The following is a 23,910-nucleotide window of genomic DNA, read 5'->3' as shown; positions in this document are numbered from 1 at the left end:
CGTATTACTCAGATAACTGGGTTAATGGATGCACCACGACCAATCCCATAATAAGTAAAGCCACGGGATTGTAAGCGTTCAGGATCATAAAGATTCCGTCCGTCAAAGATAACCGGTGCCTTGAGAGACTCTTTAATGACATCAAAATCCGGCGCACGGAAACTTTGCCATTCAGTACAGATAATCAGGGCATCCGCCCCCTTCAGAGCCGCTTCCTTAGTGCCCATCAATGATAAATCATCACGCTGACCATAAATACGTTGAGCTTCCTGCATAGCCTCAGGATCGTAAGCCTGTATTTTGGCTCCTGCCTGCCACAATGTTTCCATCAAAACACGGCTTGATGCTTCACGCATATCATCAGTATTCGGTTTGAACGATAACCCCCAAACAGCCAATGTCTTATCGGATAAATCTTCACCGAAATGGCGTTTGACAAAAGAAGGTAATTTACTCTTTTGCAGTTCATTCACTTGTTCTACAGCATGAAGAATCTTGGGTTGATAGCCAATTTGCTCTGCGGTACGAATTAACGCTTGCACATCTTTCGGAAAACATGAGCCACCATAACCACAGCCCGGATAGATAAAATGATAGCCAATACGGGAATCAGAACCTATTCCCTGACGAACATGCTCAATATCCGCTCCCAGCATTTCAGCTAAATTAGCGATCTCATTCATGAAACTGATTTTTGTTGCCAACATACAGTTAGCGGCATATTTCGTCAGTTCTGCGCTGCGGATATCCATCACAATCATACGATCATGATTACGGTTAAATGGCTCGTACAATTCACGCATCAAGTCAACGACTCTGTTGTTGTCACACCCAATAATAATCCGCTCAGGGCGCATACAATCTGCAACAGCCGCCCCTTCTTTGAGGAACTCCGGGTTAGAAACCACATCAAATGGGATATCAATATTGCGTTTACGCAGAGTCTCATTGACAACCCCATTAACTTTATCTGCTGTACCAACAGGAACGGTAGATTTATCAATAATAACTTTATAGCTATCCATGTATTCCGCAATAGTACGGGCAACGGCGGAGACATACTTCAAATCCGCTGAACCATCTTCATCAGGAGGCGTACCTACCGCAATAAAATGTAATTTACCGTGAGCAACACCGGCCTTTGCATCAGTACTGAAATTCAGGCGGCCTTCTTCATAATTCTTCTTAACCAGCGGGGCTAAACCAGGCTCAAAAATGGGGACTTGACCATTTTTCAGATTTTCAACTTTATTTTCATCTACATCAATGCAAAGGACATCATGCCCTACTTCAGCTAAAACCGTAGCCTGAACTAAACCAACATAGCCAATACCAAATACTGTAACTTTCATATGATACCTAAAAATTTCCACAAGATTATTCTTTAGCTTGATTCTGCAAAGCCACTAGCCAATCAGTAAACTCTTTGCCTAAGGCATGATGTTTCATACCATATTGGACAAACGCCCGCATATAACCGAGCTTATTACCACAATCATGACTTACCCCCCGCAAGTGATAGGCTTCCACGGGTTCCTTTTCCATTAACATAGCAATAGCATCGGTAAGTTGAATCTCATCTCCGGCACCTGGCGCTGTTTTTGCTAATAATGGCCAAATTTTTTCAGACAACACATAACGGCCAACAATAGAAAGGTTTGACGGCGCTTCTTCCGGTTTAGGTTTTTCAACCACACGCCTAATGGGTTTGCTCTCACCGGGTTGCAAATTTTCTCCCTGGCAATCGACAATACCATAACTGGAAACTTCTTCATGAGGGACAGGCTCTACTAATATCTGGCTGGCTCCCGTTTCATTATAACGAGCCAACATCTCGCTCAGATTATATTTAGTCAGGTCTGTACTGTACTCATCAAGAATAACGTCAGGGAGTATCACCGCAAAAGGCGCATCACCAATTAAGGGCTTGGCACATAACACCGCATGACCTAATCCTTTAGCAATTCCCTGGCGAGTTTGCATAATAGTGACGTGATTTGGACAAATAGATTGAACTTCATCCAGTAGCTGACGTTTCACCCTTTGTTCAAGGATAGCTTCCAGCTCAAAACTGGTATCGAAATGGTTTTCAATTGAATTTTTTGATGAATGAGTCACCAAGATAATTTCATTAATGCCGGCGGCAATACATTCATTAACAACATACTGAATAAGAGGTTTATCCACTAACGGCAACATCTCTTTCGGAATTGCTTTCGTAGCGGGTAACATCCTTGTTCCTAATCCCGCAACGGGAATAACGGCTTTCTTTACTATTTTACTTACTGATGGCATTAATCTTTTCTCCTGATGTTTTTTTGGCTGAAACAAATCCGTCTTCAACTCAAAATCAGTGCCGGTTCTTTAAGAACCTATTCCAATAAGGCGTCATTATTGCGGACCATTCTTGTCAAGAAAACGTGAGCGTGGGCAACATACAAAAACCGACGCATCACAGAACACATCGCTTTACCCGCCCTTCTGGTCACATTAATAGTACACTCAAAAGTTATCGCTTTTATCTGAGCCGTGCTAAATCCGCTCTTTGCACTAAAGAGCGGCGAATAAAATAGCCTGATTAGATAGATTCCAAGCGTAATGAACCGAGTATACCAGCTAATTCTATCCGATAAACAGCGCCATTCTGTTTAATGACATCACCGTGACCTGATGTTTAATATCTGCTTTAAACAAAATCCCACCTTGGTAATATTCATCCGGAATACATTGAGGAAAGCATCAATTTTATTTGACTATCTGTATTCCAAATCCGACATTGCCATTCAGCACTATGAGAACAAACTTGGTTCGAACAAATTGTTCTCAACGTCCCAAGAGGAACACCACTATCTAATTGGATTTGGCGGTTACCCGACTTAATACTGGCATGTAACCCCGCAGAAGTAAGCAGAACCGTTTTATTGATTGTATGATAATATCCGAGCAGTAATGGAAATTGCCCTTGTAACCCTGCATTTCCCAACAAGTTATTAATCCTATTTAGAATACCTGCCATACTGGGTAAACGCCGGGAATGATGAGTGATATGCTCTTGCAACAAACTGTTAAATGCCACTCTGAGTAATAATGCTGAAATCACACCATACTCTGTTGAACGGCTGATATCCAGACAATAAAACGCTAATTCATTATCAGATAACGCCGCCATATCGAGAATTAATCCTGGTTTATCAATCATATTTAATTTTCGGTAATTGACTTTACAGTGGGCAATCACCTGAGAAACCGGGGGTTGTAACTGCTTAAGCATATTTAATGCTTCATCTGAATTATGCTTTAGCGTTAGCCAATCTTTATTCAAGTTATTCTGTTCAATTGCACCAGACATAAAAACAGTTGGATGTAAATAGGCCAGCACTGCCTTTTTTATCTCATTTAGATCTGCAACAGGTTTTAATAAAACATCTTTTGCACCTAAACGAAGCACTTCATCAACTTCTGCCATCTTGTTAGTCGCTGAAATAATGATAACTGGAATATTAATCCCCTCATTAGTCAATTTCGCAACAAATTCAATGCCATTCATAACCGGCATATCTAAATCACATAAAATAAGCTCAATATGAGCTTCGCGACCCAACACCTGTAGTGCAATAGCACCATTAGATGCGACCAAGACCTTAGCGCCCAACGTTCGCAAATACCCAGCCAGCAAAGAACTGAAAACAGATTCATCCTCGACAATCAGAATCTGTTTGCCTGCCAGTGCTTTTTCCATAAACACGCTCCCTTAGCTTAATATTGCGACTTTCACCTGTTCTTAGGTACTATCAATCATATTAGTTCAATACAGTGACTATCATTTGTTCTCTTACGTTTCTTTGCAATAGAAAACGCATAAAATGGTATTTCACCCTTTACAATTGGAGTTATTTTGACAGAGTTATGCCCTTGCGGCAGTGGAATAGATTTTGCGGATTGTTGTTCTCTCTATCTCAAAAACACAAAACCTGCCCCCAATGCCGAATCTTTGATGCGTTCCAGATACAGTGCCTATGTAAAACATAATGCTGATTATCTTATTGCCAGTTGGCATCCTGACTGCCAGGCTGAAAAGTTGCGTTCAGACATAGAGCAGAGTTTTATTGCTACCCAATGGTTCGGATTAAATGTTATCGCAACTGAAAAAGGTAAAAACGATAACGAAGCCTATGTTGAATTTTCGGCTTGCTTTCTTGATCAGAAAGCCCAAGATAAACAACTTATTCATGAGCGTTCACGTTTTCTTCGTATAGACCAGCGTTGGTATTATATTGACGGCGTTAAACCTCAAACTGGCCGTAATAACCCCTGTCCATGCGGTTCAGGTAAAAAATACAAAAAATGTTGTGGTTAAACACCACAGACAAAAAGTGAAAAAGATTTAAGGATCATCCCATTCATGCAACACCAACATGTACAAAAGAAAATTTTGCGCACTATTTGCCCTGATGCAAAAGGATTAATCGCCAAAATTACTAACATCTGCTACAAGCACCAACTGAATATCGTTCAAAATAATGAATTCGTCGATCATCATACCGGCCGCTTTTTTATGCGTACTGAGCTTGAAGGAATTTTTAACGATGAAACATTTCTGGCTGACTTAGACGACGCGCTGCCGGTGGGTTCTCAGCGAGAATTAAACACTGCGGGTCGGCGGCGTATTGTTATTATGGTGACAAAAGAAGCGCATTGCCTTGGGGATTTACTCATGAAAAGCGCTTACGATGGGCTTGATGTTGAAATCGCTGCGGTTATCGGCAACCACGCAACATTACAATCATTAGTTGAACAATTTGGTATTTCTTTCCATTTAATCAGCCATGAAGGTTTAACCCGTGAGCAACACGATGAAAAACTGATTGCCCAAATCGACCAGTACCAACCTGATTACGTAGTACTCGCCAAATACATGCGTGTCCTGACACCGGAATTTGTCCAGCATTACCCAAATCAGATTATTAATATTCACCACTCCTTTTTACCTGCATTTATCGGAGCGCGCCCTTATCATCAGGCATATGAAAGAGGCGTAAAAATCATAGGAGCGACAGCCCACTACGTGAATGATAATCTGGATGAAGGTCCAATTATTACCCAGAATGTCATTAACATAGACCATACATACACAGCTGAAGATATGATGAGAGCAGGCCGGGATGTTGAAAAAAATGTACTGAGCCACGCTTTATATTGGGTTCTTGCTCAACGGGTTTTTGTTTATGGAAACCGTACAGTCATTCTTTAGTCGCATAAGATCCCTTGTTTATTGCTCACAACTGACTCGTTCGGGGCAAAAAAACAGCATGCGGTAACTTATTTTCAAATATAGACTTTACAGCGGAGGTTCATTTGATATGATTCCGCCCGCTGTAAGCAACAATGATACTTTTCAAAATCTGGTGGGGTTCCCGAGCGGCCAAAGGGAGCAGACTGTAAATCTGCCGTCACAGACTTCGAAGGTTCGAATCCTTCCCCCACCACCATAAAAAACAAGTTGTTATTCCTGGATATCCAAACAAAGCACTAAGCGAAATTCGCTTACCCGATCTTAAATGTATCTAGCCATATCTTTCATCACACCTTTATGTGAAAGTTAACACTTCACAACAATCCAACATAAACTTTACAAATCAAATAATTATAAGAAAAATCAACTTCACGCATAGGATGCTCGAATGTGATAACAGTCGTATATTTGTGAAATAGCGTGTGAAATAATCATAAAAACAGCAACACCAGGGAACCATCATGAACCCTAAAGCCGCTGTACACCAAATGTTCCTCACCGCCAGTAACGAAAGTTTGGGTCAATGGGATGACAGCGCGGTTATCAAAATATTTAAAGGCATCACTTTGCCGGAGAGAAAATAATGACCATTAAATTGGGCGTTATTGCCGATGACTTTACCGGCGCAACCGATATCGCCGGTTTTATGGTGCAAAGCGGCTGGCGAGTTATTCAGTTGCTGGATACACCTGATGAAAATACCGTTATTTCACAAGATATTGATGCGATTGTTATCAGCCTGAAAAGCCGTTCCTGCCCGGTAGATGAGGCAGTAAACAGCGCGCTGAAATCCTGTCGCTGGTTACACCAGAAGGCAGGCTGTCAGCAAATATTCTTCAAATACTGCTCAACTTTTGACTCCACCAACAAAGGCAATATCGGGCCGGTAACCGATGCTCTGATGGACGCATTAAAAGCAGACATCACGCTAATCTCCCCAGCCCTCCCTATCAACGGTCGAACAGTTATTCATGGACATCTGTTTGTCAACGGTCAACTACTTAACGAAAGTGGTATGCAGCACCATCCCATAACCCCCATGACAGATGCCAATCTGATACGCCTGATAGAACAACAAGCCCAGGGAAAAGCAGATTTGGTGGATCTGATATGTATTCATCAGGGGGAACAGGCAATCCGCGATCGGCTACATCATTTACAACAACAAGGCATACGTTACGCGGTAACAGATGCCATGACCATGAATGACCTGCTACCTACTGCCAGAGCAGCCTTAGAACTGAAATTAGTCACCGGTGGTTCCGGTCTTGGTGCTGCACTTGCCAGCATAGATACCGGAAAACCATTGATACCACGCCAGCCGGAAGGCGCAACACCACCAGCCCAGAATAGGCGCACCGTCATCTTTTCCGGCAGTTGCTCCGCTATGACTAACCACCAAGTTGCTCAATACCAAAAACTGGCTCCTGCCAAAGCCCTGAATATCGGTTCATGCATCAATGATCCACAGTATGCCAAACAACTGGTAACCTGGATTATTCAACAATCTGAAAACGGCTTAGCGCCAATGTTATACACGACTCAACCCCCGGAAATATTGCAGAAAATCCAACAACAATATGGTGCAACCATTGCCAGTGAAGCAATAGAAAACACATTCTCCGACGTTGTAAAAAGCCTGCATCAACAAGGGTTCAATACATTTATTATCGCAGGCGGCGAAACTGCCGGTAAAATAGTACAAAGTCTGAACATCCGACAATTCAGTATCGGTGCACCTATTGCCCCTGGCGTACCCTGGGTACACGATTTACAACACAATTATTGGTTGGCATTAAAATCAGGTAACTTCGGCGATACGGATTTCTTCCTGCGTGCACAAGAGATATTTCATGTATGAACAAGCGCTAAGTTGGCAAATAGCCCGATCATCATTACGCCGACCAACGCCAGTTTTGGCGACTTAACAGCAGTAATTGTCTGCCACCGATAACACCTTACTATGTCATGCGGGTTGGTAAACTGCCGCTGGTGAAATATCTACCACCAGGAGATAAAAGAATTGGAAGATACCGCACGGCTCTATTTGACATTATTACCACACGGTTTCACTACGCTAAATGAAGAACAAGTACAGGAACTTGAAACGCGTTACCCAAACAACTGAGTAAACCAACAAGGAATTCATCATGGCTAAATTTGCGGCAAACTTGAGCATGATGTTCCAAGACGTGCCTTTTACAGAACGTTTTGCCCGCGCAGCCAAAGCCGGATTTAAAGGTATTGAATATCTATTTCCTTACGAAGCAGCGGCAGAAGATCTTGCTGCCCTGTTAAAACAGCATCAATTAACACAGGTTTTATTCAACATGCCAGCCGGAAACTGGGCGGCAGACGAAAGAGGAACAGCCTCTATTCCCGGACGTGAAAAAGAATTTGCGGAAGGTGTACAAATTGCCCTGAAATACGCGTTAGCGCTGGATTGTAAGCAAATTCATGCTATGGCAGGAAAGCTGAATAAACAGTTTACACCGGAACAACAGCGTGAGTGTTATATCAGAAATATTCAACATTCCGCAAATGTCATGGCAGAACATAATATCAATATATTAATTGAACCGATTAATACCCGTGATATGCCGGGTTATTTTCTGACAACTCAACGCCAGGCCGAAGTATTGCTCAAAGAAATTGATCGTCCAAACGTTTTTATCCAGTTGGATCTATACCACTGCCAGATTATGGAAGGGGATTTACTGCGCACCATTGAGCGACTATGGGGAAAATTCAGCCACATCCAAATTGCCTCTGTGCCGGAGCGTCATGAACCCTTATTGGCAGGTAATTACCCGTGGCTGTTTAATAAACTGGATGGAATTGGTTATCAAGGGTGGCTGGGTTGCGAATATCACCCCGCCGGCCACACTGAAGACGGTCTGGGTTGGTTGATCAAAGCACAGAAATAACCAAGAGAAAATATGCTCCCATCAGAGCGCAGAGACTTTATTTATCGTTATGTACATGAATATCGGACAATCTCTATCAATATACTGGTTAAACAGGAGAGTCACATGAAAGTGATAATCACTGGTGGCGCAGGTTTTCTGGGCCAGCAACTCGCCCGTGCTTTGCTAGAAGACAACCATGAGTTAAATTTTGATCAGCTAATACTGACCGATATTCAACGCTCTATTTCACCGGTCAATGATCCTCGCGTCCAGTGTCTGGCACTGGATTTAACTCAGGCAAATGCGGCGGAAAAGCTGATTGATGAAAACAGTATCGTATTATTTCATTTAGCCGCCATTGTCAGTAGCCATGCTGAAAATGATTTCGATCTGGGTTTGCAAGTTAACTTTGATGTTACCCGAAATTTATTGGCAATCGCACGGGCCAAAAATCCAAAATTGAAGTTGATTTTCACCAGTTCCCTTGCGGTATTTGGTGGAGAATTACCGGCGACTATCACCGAACAGAGTGCGGTTAATCCTCAATCATCCTATGGCACACAGAAAGCCATGTGTGAATTGCTGATTAACGACTATTCCCGCAAAGGGTATGTGGATGGCCGGGTACTCCGCCTGCCGACAATCAGTGTTCGCCCCGGAAAACCAAACAAAGCCGCATCCTCTTTTGCCAGTGGCATTATCCGTGAACCTTTGCATGGAGAAAGCAGCATCTGCCCGGTTTCCCGCGATCTCACCTTATGGATTTCCAGCCCTGAAACGGTGATCCGCAACTTTATTCATGCCACTCAAATTCCGGCGGAGAAATTTGGCCTTTCCCGCACAGTCAATTTACCCGGTATCAGTGTCACTGTTCAGGGTATGATTGACGCACTGGCAGAAATTGCCGGGCAAAAAACCGTGGATCTGATCCGCTTCGAACCGGATGAAAACATTAACCGCATTGTCGCCAGTTGGCCGGGTAACTTTGATATCAGCCATGGGCTGTCATTGGGTTTCCATGCAGATGGCACTTTCCATGATGCAATCCGGGCTTTTATCGCCAATAACCCGCCCCAGAAGGGAGGCTAATTATGGAACGCTACATTCCGGTCATTGGTTTGGGTATAGCCGTATTTACCCTAATCTTTCTGGTACTGCGTACCCGTGTTCATGCTTTGCTGGCAATGCTGATTGCAGCGGTGATCGCCGGGATCTCGGGTGGTTTAACCGCAGCGAATACCATCGATATCATGACTAAAGGCTTCGGCTCTACACTGGGCAGTATTGGTATTGTTATCGGTTTGGGTGTCATGATGGGACGAGTGCTGGAAGTTTCCGGCGCGGCTGAACAGATAGCCTACAGCTTTATCAAATGGTTAGGTAAAAAACGCGAAGAGTGGGCATTAGCGATTACCGGTTATATCGTCAGCATTCCGATTTTTGTCGACTCTGCTTTCGTTATCCTCTATCCACTGGCTAAGGCTCTGGCGAAAAAAGGCAAACGCAATCTGCTGACGCTTGGCGTCGCATTGGCCGGTGGATTGATTGTTACCCACAGTGCCGTCCCGCCAACACCGGGACCACTGGGTGTTGCAGCTATCTTTGGCGTAGATATCGGCACCATGATGCTGGCCGGTATGGTTTTGGCCGTTCCTTGTGTTATCGGCATCGTGTTTTATGCCAAATGGTTAGCCGTAAAATATCCAGAATTTCAGCCAATTGACGAAACAGCCGCAACTGAGGACCTGAAAGAAATCCAGCAGCGCTATATGGAAGAAAAAGTAAATAAACCCCTGCCCGGTCTATTTCTCTCTCTGATGCCGATTATCGTTCCTATTACATTGATCTTCATTAAAGCCATTAACGGGCTGTTACTGAGCACCGAAACTTTCTTCGGGCAGGAAAACAACTTATATTTTCAGGCTTTTGATTTCCTTGGTGAGCCAGTTATTGCCCTGGCAATAAGTGTATTACTGGCAGTTTATACCCTGATGCCAAAAGCCAGTAAACATGAAGTCATGGATCGTCTGGAAGAAGGTTTACAGGCTGCCGGCATTATTTTGCTGGTGACGGGAGCTGGCGGTGCATTAGGGGCGGTATTGCGCGAAAGTGGAACCGGTACTATTTTGGCACAGCACATAGCGAACTTGCCTCTGATACCGGTGTTGATCCCATTTATTATCGCAACACTGGTTCGCTTAATTCAAGGCTCGGCCACCGTAGCAATGATTACTGCCGCTTCTATTTCTGCCCCAATTATTAGTCAGATTCCGGGGATCAATATGCTGGTTGCCGCACAAGCGGCAGCTATGGGTTCGCTATTCTTCAGTTACTTTAATGACAGCCTATTCTGGGTGGTTAACCGAATGATAGGAATTAAAGATGTCAAACAACAGATGATTGTCTGGTCAATGTCAACCACTATTGTCTGGGTAATTGGCTTGTGTGGGGTGATCATCCTTAATCTGGTGTTATAAACACCCACTCAATAAAGTGATATTAATTCAGCCTCTCTTACATAAGAGGCCGAATCAACACATGAATAATCCAATGACTTTTCTGCTGAGTTTTATCTCTCGGTCATCGGAATATTGACTCTGGCAGTAAAACATTATCCCAATCCTCTTGTTATCCATTTTTCCGAAACAGCACTAGATAAAAATCCCCTACCCTTACCTAATATAATCCCCCAATTGAATTCATGTTAAAAAAAACTTATCCGTATTGTAAAAACCAAGTTACTTAATAATAAGTGTTTATTTTCCTTGATTTCAAATAAGAAAAATCCATTAATTATAAATGAGGTATAAATATACATATAGTTGTTATTCTGCCAGACCATATTGATATAGTATACAATGGAATTTTATCTCTGCCATCGTATTATACAAGGATTATATTATGAAAGAAAAATTGCTTTTTACTCTAGTTTTTATCGGCACGCTCTCATTCTCATTAATGGCAAACAGCGCCAGAGAATTAGATATAATAAATGGTCAACCTGCGGAACCGGGTGAATTTCCATTTTATTCAGCACTTAACACAAAAAATGGAAACATTGAAGGGCACCGTTGTGGCTCGGTATTAATCAATAAACGTTGGGTTTTAACAGCAGCTCACTGCGTTGAAGATGATAATATAAAATCCACAATCTATGTAGGATTAGAAAGGTATAAACCTACACCAATTTATAAGGATAAAGTTGATATTGAAAAAATTATTATTCATCCAAAATGGTTTGCACGAAAACGGGGGCAATATGACATAGCGCTCATTAAGCTCAACCGAGATGCAAACAGTGATGCTTTTGCAAAACTCAATGGAATAGATGAAACTATTGATCTGCCAGTTGATACAGAATTAACGGTTATTGGTTTTGGAAAAACAGAAAGTGTATCAACACCGAATATATTAATGAAAACCGATGAATATATCCTTGATGATAAGAAATGTATCGAAGTTCCTCCGGGATACCCTGATACAAATTACGATCCGGCAATAAATATTTGTTCTGGTAATCAAAATGGAGGTGTCGGCGGTGGGGACTCAGGAGGGCCATTGATGGTTAAAACAAGTAATAAAGATGATATCGTTTCTGGGCTGGTATCTCGTTCACTCCTAAAACCAGCAGAACAGTTTACCAAGGTCAGTTTTTTCAAAGATTGGATAATTGAAACGGTGAAGGAAAATTAACTCTTATTAGGTCTGCTGTAAAATTGCTCTTATCGAATTAATCTGGCCTTAACATAAAAAAATTAATAAATAAGAAGGAAACTCAATGCCTGAGGCGTGATCAAATCTTTTACGATGAAGTGACTCACATAATCCTCAGGCTATAGATTTCAAGATGCATCGAGACGGCAAGGGAGCGAATCCCCGGGCGCATAGCGAACTATGTGACCGGGGTGAGAGAATGCAGCCAACAAAGAGGCAACTTGAAAGATAACGGGTATCTTTATATTGGTGATTCTTGTGATCTCTTATATCGAGATAATGTCGATGAAAAATTATTGCCCGCACTTTCCACCTTACCAGTAATAACATTAGCTGGCGCTGACAATATTCCAGAACAATTATGGCAAGCAGCAAAATCATCTCCCGCTTGTATTGTTGTTAATCGCTGTGTAAAAATAGATGATTTCAGCATATCCCGCATATATTCGCCTATTTTTCGACTTCCAATAGTTTTCCCGGCCCTTTTATCTTCTAAAATCAATAAATGGTTAAGTGCTTGTACCTCTGCATGCAAACCAGCAATACCTGCCATCGTAGGTAATACATAATCATTGTTAATAATATGATTTCTGATCAGGGATTCTATTATTGGATGTAAAGATGTACCTGCTTCACTATACATATTATTTATCCCTAAAATAAAAGAATCAATATCACTAACCTTATAAGCACCCACCTCTATTTGTTTTATTTCCCATTCATTTGTTTCTTTGTTTTTTTCTATTAATGGCCTCCTAATCAAGTTAATTCCAGGAAATAGCTTACCCTCTGCTAAATTTCTATCATTATCCTTAAAATTGACAAACTCATCGTCATAATGACCATTATGCTCATATCCTGCATGAGCAGCGAAATTCGACAAAGAGTTTTTTGAATAAATAAATTTTCCGTCAGAAACACCATTCGCTTTTAAACCAGGCTCAGAGAAAGCACGTTGCTTTGCAGGTTTTAGCTGACCAAATTTCTTTGAAGCACTGAGAATTAATTGCGTCTTTTCATTGAAGTCAGGTAAATTAGGCGTCTTTTTCTTATAAGCAGACATGACTGCTCTGGCATTAGGGATATCCAAATATAATGCATCCAATAGCATTCCATCTGAAGTTTTACCTTTGCCAGATTTAACTGTTTTTTCATAAACATCATTTTTGAACATTTATAAATCCTCTATAATAACTGAACTTGTTACATTTAAAATTATCATCAAAACGATTCAACAATTCAATTACAAACATTTAAACAAATAATAACTCTTAAAAATTTTCTCATTATCATGAATAATGCATTTAATCTGAATATCTTTCTATAATACCGCTATACTTATACCTTCGTTTTTTTTGAACCATATTATCTATCTTTTTGTTATTATCAAAAATAAATCAAGCATTTTCTGACAAATCAGATAGTGAAGAATATTGCAAGATAAATGGGTGAGATAATTAAACCATAATTTTATATTCCAATTAACTTATCAGAATTTTCTTTAGCAATAAAGATACCTACACCATTTATCTCAACAATTTCACTTTGACTATTTTTCCATCCAGAAAGAATAATTTTTATTCTCTCTAAATAATCCGAACGGGTAATGCCAGAAACCTTAAGAATAACTTTTTCACTTTCCTGACTTTCATTATCCTCTGCGGTAAATTCAGTTTTCAGATTCACTTTAGCAAGAGCAAAACGTACATCTTCTGTGCCACCTAAATCAATACATAATTTCTCTGATAAAACTTGATTTATTTGTTCGCTAACCAAATTTGGTTTTTGATTCATAGAATGGGAAATCTCTCTAACCGGTTCTACCATATTTATAACATCTTGAAGTTTTACAGGTGCTGTAACTGAATACAATAAAGACAAGCGTGGACGGTTACCAAGAGCCTGCCAAAAGTTACCCAAGCTATTTAAATTTTCCTGCGGTGGGATCACTCTGGTATATGCGCCGGGAATTTTAGATAATTGACGATTATTAATCAACGCGTTCAAAACACCAGTCATTATTTTTGCAGCCTGATTATCAGGCTGACTATCTGGACTACAACCATCACTTGATGGTTTACTCGAATGCCAGTAAGTAATTAAATAATTATAATTAATATTTACCCATCCTGGTAATAATAAATTAGTTGCAGGGTTATAACGCCTTGGTTCAGCAGAACGTAATTGTAAATCTTCATGTATATCATAAAGAAATACACTTATTGTCGGCTTCGATGGAATTAAATCCATTTCTGGCAGATCAAAACGAATATCAATATTCGTTAAATACTGAAATAGAATATCTTTTAATGCGTTATTAACTTCCACAATAGCATTATCAGGATCAATGATATTTTCCATATCGACTCCAAAATTAACAAATATTTAAAAAACCAATCGCCCAATTTTATTCAATTCAAGTATAATTGCTCGCTCGATATACTTATTTTCAATTTGTTCATTATTATCATTTACTGCCAACATTGATGATAATAAAGCAATATTCCTGACATTAGCGCCGGTTATATCGGCACGTTTAGCCAAATGTTCAAAATTAATCTCATCCGATAATCTCACTTGTTCAGGCCAAATTGCCCGCCACATTTTTTTACGTAGCTCTTCATCAGGATAAGTAAAATGGGTAATAAAGCTAAAACGGCGATTAAACGCGCTATCCAGATGGCTACGATTATTGGTGGCTAAAATAACTAATCCCGGATAATCCTCCAACCGTTGTAACAGATAAGAAACCTCAATATTAGCGTGTCTGTCCTGGGCATCTTTGGTTTCACTGCGTTTACCAAATAAGGCATCGGCTTCATCAAAAAACAGAACACCAGAATCCGCTTCGGCCAGATCGAAAATACGGGAAATATTTTTTTCAGTTTCACCAATATATTTATTTACCACCGTAGAAAGATCGACCTTAATCAGATCAACCCCCAAATGCCCAGCAATAATCTCTGCGGCCATCGTTTTACCTGTCCCTGATTCACCATAAAATAAAGCACTAATACCTGTACCATAGCTTATTTTCTCCTGAAAACCCGAACCTAATATTTGATCACGATAATTAATAGCAGCAATAATTTCTTTCAATTGTTGAATTAATTCATCAGAAACCACTAAGTCATTAAAACTACGTTTTGGGGTTATCCGCTGCGCTAATTTACCTAAGTTCTGTTGAGCACGGAAACTTAATGCTTGACTCAGATCGCGCTCTTCCAATTGGCCTTCCGGTTGTCGGAGTATTTGGTATTGACACGCTTCTTCAAGGATTAATGGTAATGTTTCCGCTGTGAATGAAAAACGCTGACATAATTGAGTAATATTAATTTTATCCGAAGCATGACTTGGTAAGCTTCTTTCTAGCATGGTTTTTTTTTCTATCAGTGTTGTTATGGGCATATCGATTTGCACCATAGGCAAATATTTAATCCACACTAATGAGTCTCGCGGCTCTATCAAACACACTACGCGTAATTTTGGCTGATTCAATAAAGCAGATAACTCACTATTCAATATTTTCTTTTCCTCTGCAAGTAAAGAAAAGTTGCGAATTAATAAACAAGCATCGTGTAACTGGGCTTCCCGTATTGCCTCTGTTAGTAAGTTAAATATTACAGTTAGGTTCTCTTCGTCTGGCAGACAGGCTAAATCAAGGATTAAAGTACTGATACCATGAAACGCCATAATGTTACTCACGGCTAATTCTCTGTCACTCCCCTCTTTTCCTTTTAATATTACCAGCGGACGTATTTCATGCGTTTCATTCAATAATATCTTTTCAAGTGAATAATAAAGAGCTGATGGATACCAAGTTTGTGAAGCCGGAGTATTCCAGTAAGCACAAGTTATCAATGGTGGTAGAATAACCCTCTGTCCTGATAGAAAATGCCAGACAGCGCTGTGAGTTAAAAACTGCGTTTGTAGCCAAATAGGTTCCTCATAGTTACTGAGCCGTAATAAGTGGTTACGAATTAACGGTGTTTGCGGTAAGAAGCTGTTTTGCAGTAATTGCCTATCACTTTGACGTTCACTAAATAATTCAACCGCTAAAGCAAAACTCGGCCACTGTTTCTTACTGTTACCATGCAAAGCAGCAAATAACGCATGATAACGGTTGTCGAAATGGGGTAATAAACCTAATAATAAAGCATCACGTTCAAATTCAGTGAGTTCAAAACGTTCAACCAATAAGGATAATATATCAAAAGATGGGTTTTCTTCGATTTCAGCCAGGCTAACAATATCATCCTCTTTAATTATCCAATGAGGAATACCTAATGGTGTCACCAGACGTTGTTTTATTTCATCTTCGGTGAGTAAAAAACTCTCTGGTAAGGAATCGTATTTATCTCTGTTTTGATAATAGTAATGCTGTAACCGCAAATCAATACGTTCCAGATGGGGATAAATCCAGCATAATTCAGCCACCATACAGTGATTCTTTTTAAGTAAAGAGTTCATATAAACCTTTTAAATATTTTGCCAGTCAATCTGTAAAGGGCTCTTTAGCCAGGGAAGTTTTGCTATATTTAATGGCCACGGCCAGTCGGTTAATAATAAATCAAATGGTTGATGCTGTACTTTGATTTTTATTTCCTGATCATCTATCAACAATTCACCCGGTCGTTGTAAAAACAGTTGGCGCGCATCATTACGGCTTAATTTTTTCCAAGTAGGAAATTGACTGATAACAGCATCCAGCCATTGTTCTATTATTAACTGTTTTTCTGGTTCAAGAGGCGCTAATTCAATAAATTCGTCAGCCATTAACCCACACAGGATATTATTCAAGATCTTTTGTTCTGTTTGTACTTCTTCGTTTCCCCAAATCAGGTAATCAAGGAAACCCACAGCATTGAACTGAGCCTGACGGTGGATAAATTTCTGTGCATCAAGCAAACCAAGCTGATTAAATAACGCAGGTAACATCGGCCATAAAACCAATATTCCAGCATTATTGACCTGACACGGGAAAATTTGTTTAGTCAATGAAACCCGGTCAACGTGTGATCTATTGATAATTTGTGGTTGGTTACGGCTATTACCTGTAATGCTCAGGTTACCCAATGTCGATAATGCTTGTCGATCCTCGGTAATTAATTTTTTATCTGCATCATTTAGAATAAAACGTTGCGAAAGATCTTGGTATTCTTTAGCAGAAAGGTGTTTTTTACATATCTGCAAAACAGGAACTAATTGCCATAGCGACGCTAACCAAGTTGTTCCAGCTCTGTTATATAACGCCGGATGTTGAAATAGCTGGAGAATATTTTGAGCTTTGACCTCTCCTTTTTGAATCGCTGTGGCCATTAATGAACATTGATGCTGATTTAATAGTGGTAGATGTTGCCGAGGCTTTGTCTCCAGTGCCTGTAATAATTCAGTTAATAATGGATCAACTTCGGTTATTTTCCGTAGAGCTTGTTTTCTAAAACTCTGGTTTTCACAACCAAAACGATTAACTAAATTTTCATATTCCTGAACAGAGAGGTGTTTTTTACAAAGTTGTGGAATCAATTCTATTTGCCAAAGTGGCTTCAACCATTCATTTAATAAGGCATTCTCAGTTGCTATATTCTGGCGAAATAACGTAATAATAGACACAACATCAAGTATGCTGCTTTCAAGTTCAGCCGTGATATATAATATCACTTTCACATCTGGTTTAGGTATTTCCTGCATATCATGCCGATGTATATATCCCAATGCATTCAATACCAGTTGCCAAGAATAAACCGCCTTTCCTTGATGCTGAAATATATCAGTATCCTCTGATAACTTGCGATTAATCGCGGTTAATAAAGCAGGTTGACTGATAGATAAAATCCGCTGCAAGCTGTGTTCAGATAGACAGCTTTTTGCCAGTAATAATGTTAATTTTTTCCCTGTTTTCATTAATTGTTCAATTAATATATCGACATTAATATCAATATTTCTATTATTCTCCATTCCCTTTTCAGGATTTAACTGAGCACTTTTTTGATGTAAATATCGAATAAACTCCTCGATATTGGACAAGTAACCACTATGTAATAAAGAGGGCTTGAAAAGATTTTCTGGCATCATTGAATCTTCTGTGAGAATCTTCACCTTATTATTTACCAGATATTTCTTCAATGCTTTACTTAAAGCAGCATTAAGCCGAATAGGAAACAATGAATTTAAGTCACGGAAATTTATTTTATCAAGTTCCAGAGTTAATTTTTCAAAATATATATCCTGATTATAGTTATATTTATCAAAGTATAAGTTTAATAATTTATGTATGTTTCTCCGGTCAAACAAGGAACTGTGCAATACTTTCTTAGCCACTTGTTTATTATTTGCTTCAATAACAACAACAATCCGATTTAATATATTTGGCTTCGAAATCATGTTAATACTCTCTTTGCGATAAATGGATGACTTAAATTTGCAATTTTTAAATATTAAGTTTTCATGATAAAAGCAAGAATATAATAAGGAACTGTTATTCTGTTATTATGGGAATGCTTGCCAATGCTTTTTAAATTAATATCATGATTATGTGTTTCTGGGCTGCTTCCGTTTACATCTCCTTTAGAGGTGGTCATTCCGGTTGAATAATAAAGAAATCTATCTCTGGTATTATTTGAAGAGGCTACAGCTCTCTTGTCTGTCGTGATCGCGAAAGCCCCATGTTGAGCCATTATATCTGTATCAATAACTATTCCACTAAGATGGTTATGGTTAGGTATTTGTCCAATAGATAATGAGATCCCATTTGTTTTACCATTGATATCTAATGTGGCTTCATCAGATTTAAAATTAAATGATTTGTCATCTTTATTATTACCTGAAACTGGAGTATTACTCTTTCCATGAAGACCATCAAAATTTCCACCTAAAATAAATCGATCGATTAAATTAGGTGTACCATTCTCACCATCACACAGCGCCCATCCTGTAGGAACACTACTACCAGAGAACATCACAATCATTCCTCTGGGGAGTACTTTATCAGGATCAATACTGACACCATTACCATCAACCTTAATACCATTGCCCGCTTTAACTGAAACACCATTTTTATCAACATTAATACCATTACTAGCTTTAACTTTTACACCACTCTCACTCAGACTCAAACCACTTACACCACTCCAAGCGTTACTTCCATCTCCTCCCTCCAATTTTAAATAAAGACCCGTATTATCAGTTACTACAATCCCACCCCCTTTCCAACACTTAACAGCTATGCCATCTGAGTCAACGGAAATACTGCCATTATTCTTAGCCTTAACCTCCACCCCTTTTTCACCAACGGTAATACCGTTGGCAGCTTTAACAGCCACATTATCTGTATTTACAACAATGCCATGGCCTTGACCAACACATATCCCATTGTTCTCATTAATCAGACCACTACCAAGGTCTACAGACAAAATATCCTCTTTTAACATTAAGGGAGAAAAGTCTTTATTGGTGATAGTGCCTATTTTTAAATTAAGTGTACCATTATCATCCAGTTTCAATCCTGCTCCTGGTCCATTCTGTTTCGGCGCTTGCCCGGTTGCTTTGCGGCCAATATCAGCAATATCAATTAAGTGTTCATAATCAATTTGTAATGGAATGCTACCTGCTTTAAAGCGTTTTTTTAAATCATCTGCTGAGAGATCTGCCTTGTTATTATTATTTTCTGAACTAAGTTCTGAATTAGATATATTATTTTTCTTTTCCATTTTTATCACCTTATATATTAGTCTATTCTATTGCTAACATCCTAAAATTATGACTGCATAATGACATAGTAATAATTAAAGATAACGAATTTAATAGTACAACAAGTATCTTTTATTGTAATACTATATTAATCCGATTTTTACCTATAGATAAATTAATCTCTGTCTTTATTATCCCCAGACTGAAATTGAGAATTTTCAACTAATGGATTTCTTCCATTCTCTTTACTACGATGAATATCTTCTTGAACTTTCGGTATATATAGTAATTGATTACTCTCAATGAATTCAGAATGCCATTCTGTTTCAGATTTACCCATGACCTCAGTTTTCTGTTCTTTAGTGGCAATTCTCATATTCCCTATGCCAGTTAATGCAGAAGGCAGACGTCCCAGCGTTAACATTTCTAAAATATGGTATGCTTCATCCCCTAAAGGAGTACCATTATTTTGCCAACGCTTATAAGTGCTGGAAAAATTCCTGAAATGTTCTGGGGATAACCAGTGAATAATCATGGAAACATGAGCAGGAAATTCAGCCAAAATCTCAGTTTTTACCCACGATTCTAGTTTGTGAGGATCAACATTTTTATTCTCAATTAACTGACGATTAATCACTACGCTGACGACAAATGAAAAACGATCAGTATGAGCATATTCTGCACTGGAGAAATACCAGCGATAACGCCATGCATTTTCCCTTTGTGGGAAAGCAACCTTGGTGTTTTTATTTCGTGTAATTAATATCTTACCCTTAATACGATCGAATTTTTTTACCGAAGCTTTAAGCATATAGTCAGATGGGGATTTCGTGTTAGCTGATATTTTTTTGACTGGTTCATAGGAAGTAATTTTATATTTTAGCGTGATTTCGTCTCCTTCTTTGATCATAGCAGGAAAGGGACTTTGAGGACTGGAAGTGATCCAGCGTTCATCTTCATCACCATTTTGATCTGCCTCATCAGCATAAACCAGTTGATAATCCATATCCTCCAACCACTCCGGGCTATCACACCAGCGCAGATTGCCACCCTTAAATGCCTGCTGCACTTCTTTTAACCGGTATTCCAAAACAACGCTGTTACGAGTGTCAAGATAAAATGATTTCTCTGTAATCTCAGTGATCACTTGGCCCCGCAAGGTGAATCCATTATCGCCTTTAATAATCAGATCAATCATCTGTCCATGCAATAACCGCCCTGCTGCACTTTGCTGGGTGATAATTAAGTGATGACTTTTAGAATCAGGATGACTTTTAATTTCCAATCCATCAGGTGTTTGTTCACTGTCAAATGCCACATCAGGTTTTACGGGTAAGAGCCGACGATGCTCAATCAAGTAAAAAGGAAGGTCAGCCAGATCCGGGGGCTCATTGAAACATTTTTTCCCCAAACCCAGCCGGGCCGCAATCCGTTTTTGCAGCGCTGATACTTTATCAATCCGAATATTATTACGCTGATAGGCCAGCTCTGGCTGTTGAGCCAAATAATCGCGCTGAGTGGACAGAAAATCCTGGCGGCTGAGGATAAGTGGCCTGGCTGCTCGATGAGTACCAAAATAGCCTAACAGATATTCAAGGATAGCCAGCTCCTTTGCATAGTTTCTCTCCTGAATAATACCTTTATGAGAGATATATGAATCATTATGAAGCTTTTCTGTTAAATCAGATTCTATATTTTGATGGACTTTATGACTGACTGTATTCACCTTAAAAGGCCATTGTGCACCATATACCGTATTTCCCCGTTGTTTAAAAGCCAATAGTTTTGGCAATAAAGCAAGTTCGGCACAGCTATTAGCTAACATTTGTTCAAAAGGCAGTATAAATTGGTGTAACTGCACTTGTTGTAGGGTATGTTTATGAGTTTGCAATCCATAGCAGGCAGGTAATTTATTACTCACCGGATAGTAATCCAGGGCTTTACGATATCTGCCCCAATTCAATAATTCTGGATGTGTATTAAATAGTGGCTCCGCAATAACCTTTTTCTCTATATCTTGTTTAGATACGGTAACATTAACGCCACCTTTAGCGGTAATGGTGAGTGGGCTGTCTGATGAGGTAATCAATTCTAAGGGGTCACTACCCCATAGCCTGGGATAATATTCTTTAACAATTTTCCAAGACCAATGATCGCCCGGTAGCGGAGAAATAATGCCAGCATCATACTTATCTAATTCCAGCCGAGTAACGCCTTGAACACCTTTAATAGCCAATAATTGGTTAACCAGAGGGCTTAAATTTAATACCATAGAACCGTCATAATCTCTGATCGGCGGTAATTCAGGTATCCAGCCGTGGTGTAAATAAGGGCCATCAAAGATTTCTTCATTACTGTAACCCATTTCTTTCATCGCTTGAGTGGTATAACGTAACGGCTTTTCAAGTACAGTTTGTTCCGCCATCATATAAATTTGCGCAAATATGTCAGCAATATCTTTAACGTCATTAGCAAGCTGAATATCAATCTTCAATGGTAAATCAACGGGTTCTAACCAAATAACCCGACTAACCCATTCTCCCAAATTACGATTATCTTTCAGAAATGCTTTCAATCTATCCTCAGACAACGTTTTATTATCCTCACTTCCCCGACTCGGGAGTAAATAAAGCCAATAATTTCCTCTTAATGTTAACTGTTCACCCTCTGATTTTGGCATTTGAAAACTGTATTTTCGTTCCGTTTTGCTATACCAGTATGTATAGCGCTTATCTTCTGGTTCACATATCAGTAATACATCATTAAATAAAAAGTAACCATTAACTGTATCGTCACTATGCAAATCCAGCAATGCCCGACGATAATCCTCAGCAGTAATGGGGCCGCAAGTCAGCATTTGTTGCGGGCCAAACTCCTTGGGAAAAATACCATCGCCGGGTGTCTGTTCCGCTTTACTGGGCGTCAGCAGATCCTTGAGTGGTAATGAGTGGCGGTAAGCTAAATCTGACGCACCATAACAACAAGCTTCCAATAAGGTGACACCGGGATCACTTTCACCCATATCACTCCAGCAGTTACCGGAGTGTTGTTCAATAACAGCCTTTGCCTGGTTAAGTAAGGTATCAAAGGCAATATCATCTTTGACGATGGGAAACAAAGCATCCTGATTACTCATGTGCTAACTCCTTATCGAACTTTTCTTTTGACCAGACTAAAATCAATACTTCATTATCATCAGCCCAAATACTTTCACCCACTGCACCTGCCTGCTTTCCATATTTTTCCAAGGTTAAGCCCATGACCCGTTCAACCAAAGAGAATTGCTGGATCGTGGCTAATAACTGGTAGTAATCAATGCAGTTACCGGTTGTTACACCGATAGCCGGATTTTCTCCCCACGGCATATAGTTTCGGCTCAATTCCTGTTGTAGCTGATGATGGCCATAGTCGGGATTAACACCCGAGACAAACACCAGTTGATAACTGATCAGGACGTTAACGTAGGTAGGATTGTTAATTTCAATGGTTGCCCAAGGGCTGCTTAATCGACTTAACCATTCAACCATCTCTGCCAACCGGGCCGGGTTCAGCTCTGGACGTAGCGCATCATTATTATCTTTGTAACGGTTGTCAGGGATAACAATTAATTGTTGTTTTCCCGGCGCAGGAATGGTGGTTAATTTACCGCCAGAATGGTGTCTGACATCAAATAGGCTGACAAAATGATCTTTTAGTAAGGTGACCATGTTCCCCCAACTCAGTACCCGATTACGGTGGGAGAGCCGGACAGGAATTCGTTTTAAGAAGTCTTGCTCCGTTTCCCGGGGGCGACCGTTCCAGGAAGGCCAAGGTTGGGTGACGTTGCTAATGGCAACAACCGTGTTTACAGGTTGTTTAATGCTGCCAGCGGCCAATCCGTTAATAAAATGATCCTGCTCAACAGTTTCTGCGTTGGCTAAAGTTGCCGTGGTAGCGTTATACAACAGGCCCTTAATTCCAGGGTAATCCTGAGGATCAGTCTTATTCTTATCAGTTATCTCTGCTTTGAGCCAGTACCGCCCCGTCGGCATCAAAGCTGCTTGATTTGAAGCATCCTGTGGCAATAAAGTGCGCCAGATCCCCCGGTCAAACAAGTTACGAGTTCGATCGTCAACTAATTTATCCAACTTACTCCAGGTATTGCTCTTGTCGAGATAAGACCAGGATAAAGTGAGTGCTTTAATGCCTTCTAACTGCCAATAGAGAGATAACGTTTGCCCCGGTAGTATCCCCGTAAAGCCTAAATAAAATGCTTCATGGGCAAGTGCCGGCGTTTCTGTTGCTGCCTCGCCCCGGCCAAAAGGC

The 23,910-nt window shown here is 40.0% G+C and carries 16 protein-coding genes, 1 tRNA gene and 3 pseudogenes; 10 read left to right on the top strand and 10 right to left on the bottom strand.

The window, feature by feature from the left end; translation table 11 throughout:
• Nucleotides 1-8 precede the first annotated feature (8 nt).
• From PTE_RS12205 to rssB, 3 genes are all read right to left on the bottom strand, one after another.
• Nucleotides 9-1,352 (bottom strand): UDP-glucose dehydrogenase family protein, encoded by a 1,344-nt coding sequence (locus PTE_RS12205; RefSeq protein WP_036846855.1) that lies wholly within the window; start codon nucleotides 1,350-1,352, stop codon nucleotides 9-11.
• 25 nt (nucleotides 1,353-1,377) lie between these two features.
• Nucleotides 1,378-2,295: a UTP--glucose-1-phosphate uridylyltransferase GalU gene (gene galU / locus PTE_RS12200; protein ID WP_036846854.1), complete on the bottom strand. Its 918-nt coding sequence runs from the start codon at nucleotides 2,293-2,295 to the stop codon at nucleotides 1,378-1,380.
• A gap of 418 nt (nucleotides 2,296-2,713) precedes the next feature.
• Nucleotides 2,714-3,739 (bottom strand): two-component system response regulator RssB, encoded by a 1,026-nt coding sequence (rssB, locus tag PTE_RS12195; protein ID WP_036846853.1) that lies wholly within the window; start codon nucleotides 3,737-3,739, stop codon nucleotides 2,714-2,716.
• Nucleotides 3,740-3,895: 156 nt separating this feature from the next.
• Here rssB and PTE_RS12190 point away from each other — a divergent pair, with 156 nt between their 5' ends.
• From PTE_RS12190 to PTE_RS12155, 10 genes and pseudogenes are all read left to right on the top strand, one after another.
• Nucleotides 3,896-4,357, top strand: a complete 462-nt coding sequence (locus tag PTE_RS12190) for a YchJ family protein (protein WP_036846852.1) — start codon at nucleotides 3,896-3,898, stop codon at nucleotides 4,355-4,357.
• Nucleotides 4,358-4,402: 45 nt separating this feature from the next.
• Complete coding sequence (gene purU / locus PTE_RS12185; RefSeq protein ID WP_036846850.1) at nucleotides 4,403-5,251, top strand: formyltetrahydrofolate deformylase; 849 nt, start codon at nucleotides 4,403-4,405, stop codon at nucleotides 5,249-5,251.
• Between the two features lie 153 nt (nucleotides 5,252-5,404).
• Nucleotides 5,405-5,489: transfer RNA gene (locus PTE_RS12180), tRNA-Tyr, on the top strand.
• A gap of 277 nt (nucleotides 5,490-5,766) precedes the next feature.
• Nucleotides 5,767-5,877: pseudogene (locus PTE_RS25060) on the top strand (L-threonate dehydrogenase); the annotation flags it as partial.
• The gene (gene otnK / locus PTE_RS12175; protein WP_036846848.1) at nucleotides 5,877-7,154 is read left to right on the top strand and encodes a 3-oxo-tetronate kinase; all 1,278 of its coding nucleotides are present in this window, start codon (nucleotides 5,877-5,879) and stop codon (nucleotides 7,152-7,154) included. The pseudogene PTE_RS25060 and the gene otnK, both read left to right, overlap by 1 nt.
• A 62-nt stretch (nucleotides 7,155-7,216) precedes the next feature.
• Nucleotides 7,217-7,421 (top strand): annotated as a pseudogene (locus tag PTE_RS24550) (aldolase); the annotation flags it as partial.
• A gap of 22 nt (nucleotides 7,422-7,443) precedes the next feature.
• Nucleotides 7,444-8,220 (top strand): 2-oxo-tetronate isomerase, encoded by a 777-nt coding sequence (gene otnI / locus PTE_RS12170; RefSeq protein ID WP_036846846.1) that lies wholly within the window; start codon nucleotides 7,444-7,446, stop codon nucleotides 8,218-8,220.
• 105 nt (nucleotides 8,221-8,325) lie between these two features.
• Complete coding sequence (gene denD / locus PTE_RS12165; RefSeq protein ID WP_036846843.1) at nucleotides 8,326-9,291, top strand: D-erythronate dehydrogenase; 966 nt, start codon at nucleotides 8,326-8,328, stop codon at nucleotides 9,289-9,291.
• A 2-nt stretch (nucleotides 9,292-9,293) separates the two neighbouring features.
• Entirely contained in the window at nucleotides 9,294-10,679 is a 1,386-nt protein-coding gene (locus PTE_RS12160) for a GntP family permease (protein ID WP_036846839.1), read from the top strand.
• 424 nt (nucleotides 10,680-11,103) lie between these two features.
• A complete protein-coding gene (locus tag PTE_RS12155) occupies nucleotides 11,104-11,895 on the top strand; it encodes a S1 family peptidase (protein WP_051477386.1) in 792 nt (263 codons plus the stop codon).
• A 262-nt stretch (nucleotides 11,896-12,157) separates the two neighbouring features.
• On the opposite strand, the gene PTE_RS12150 is transcribed toward PTE_RS12155, so the two are convergent.
• From PTE_RS12150 to PTE_RS12120, 7 genes and pseudogenes are all read right to left on the bottom strand, one after another.
• Entirely contained in the window at nucleotides 12,158-13,090 is a 933-nt protein-coding gene (locus PTE_RS12150; RefSeq protein WP_036846837.1) for a YwqJ-related putative deaminase, read from the bottom strand.
• Nucleotides 13,091-13,386: 296 nt separating this feature from the next.
• Complete coding sequence (locus PTE_RS12145; protein ID WP_036846835.1) at nucleotides 13,387-14,277, bottom strand: Pvc16 family protein; 891 nt, start codon at nucleotides 14,275-14,277, stop codon at nucleotides 13,387-13,389.
• A 24-nt stretch (nucleotides 14,278-14,301) separates the two neighbouring features.
• Entirely contained in the window at nucleotides 14,302-16,386 is a 2,085-nt protein-coding gene (locus PTE_RS12140) for an ATP-binding protein (RefSeq protein WP_036846833.1), read from the bottom strand.
• A 9-nt stretch (nucleotides 16,387-16,395) separates the two neighbouring features.
• The gene (locus PTE_RS12135) at nucleotides 16,396-18,300 is read right to left on the bottom strand and encodes a contractile injection system tape measure protein (protein ID WP_036846828.1); all 1,905 of its coding nucleotides are present in this window, start codon (nucleotides 18,298-18,300) and stop codon (nucleotides 16,396-16,398) included.
• A gap of 53 nt (nucleotides 18,301-18,353) precedes the next feature.
• On the bottom strand, nucleotides 18,354-19,625 hold the full coding sequence (locus PTE_RS12130; RefSeq protein WP_036846827.1) for a tail fiber protein: 1,272 nt from the start codon (nucleotides 19,623-19,625) through the stop codon (nucleotides 18,354-18,356).
• A 155-nt stretch (nucleotides 19,626-19,780) separates the two neighbouring features.
• The gene (locus PTE_RS12125) at nucleotides 19,781-22,741 is read right to left on the bottom strand and encodes a hypothetical protein (RefSeq protein ID WP_036846826.1); all 2,961 of its coding nucleotides are present in this window, start codon (nucleotides 22,739-22,741) and stop codon (nucleotides 19,781-19,783) included.
• Nucleotides 22,734-23,910 (bottom strand): annotated as a pseudogene (locus PTE_RS12120) (hypothetical protein); the annotation flags it as partial. The gene PTE_RS12125 and the pseudogene PTE_RS12120, both read right to left, overlap by 8 nt.

Origin of the sequence: Photorhabdus khanii NC19 (genome assembly GCF_000517265.1) — a bacterium.
In the GTDB taxonomy this organism is placed as follows: Bacteria; Pseudomonadota; Gammaproteobacteria; order Enterobacterales; family Enterobacteriaceae; genus Photorhabdus; species Photorhabdus khanii.
This window is presented reverse-complemented; position numbering and strand designations above follow the sequence as displayed.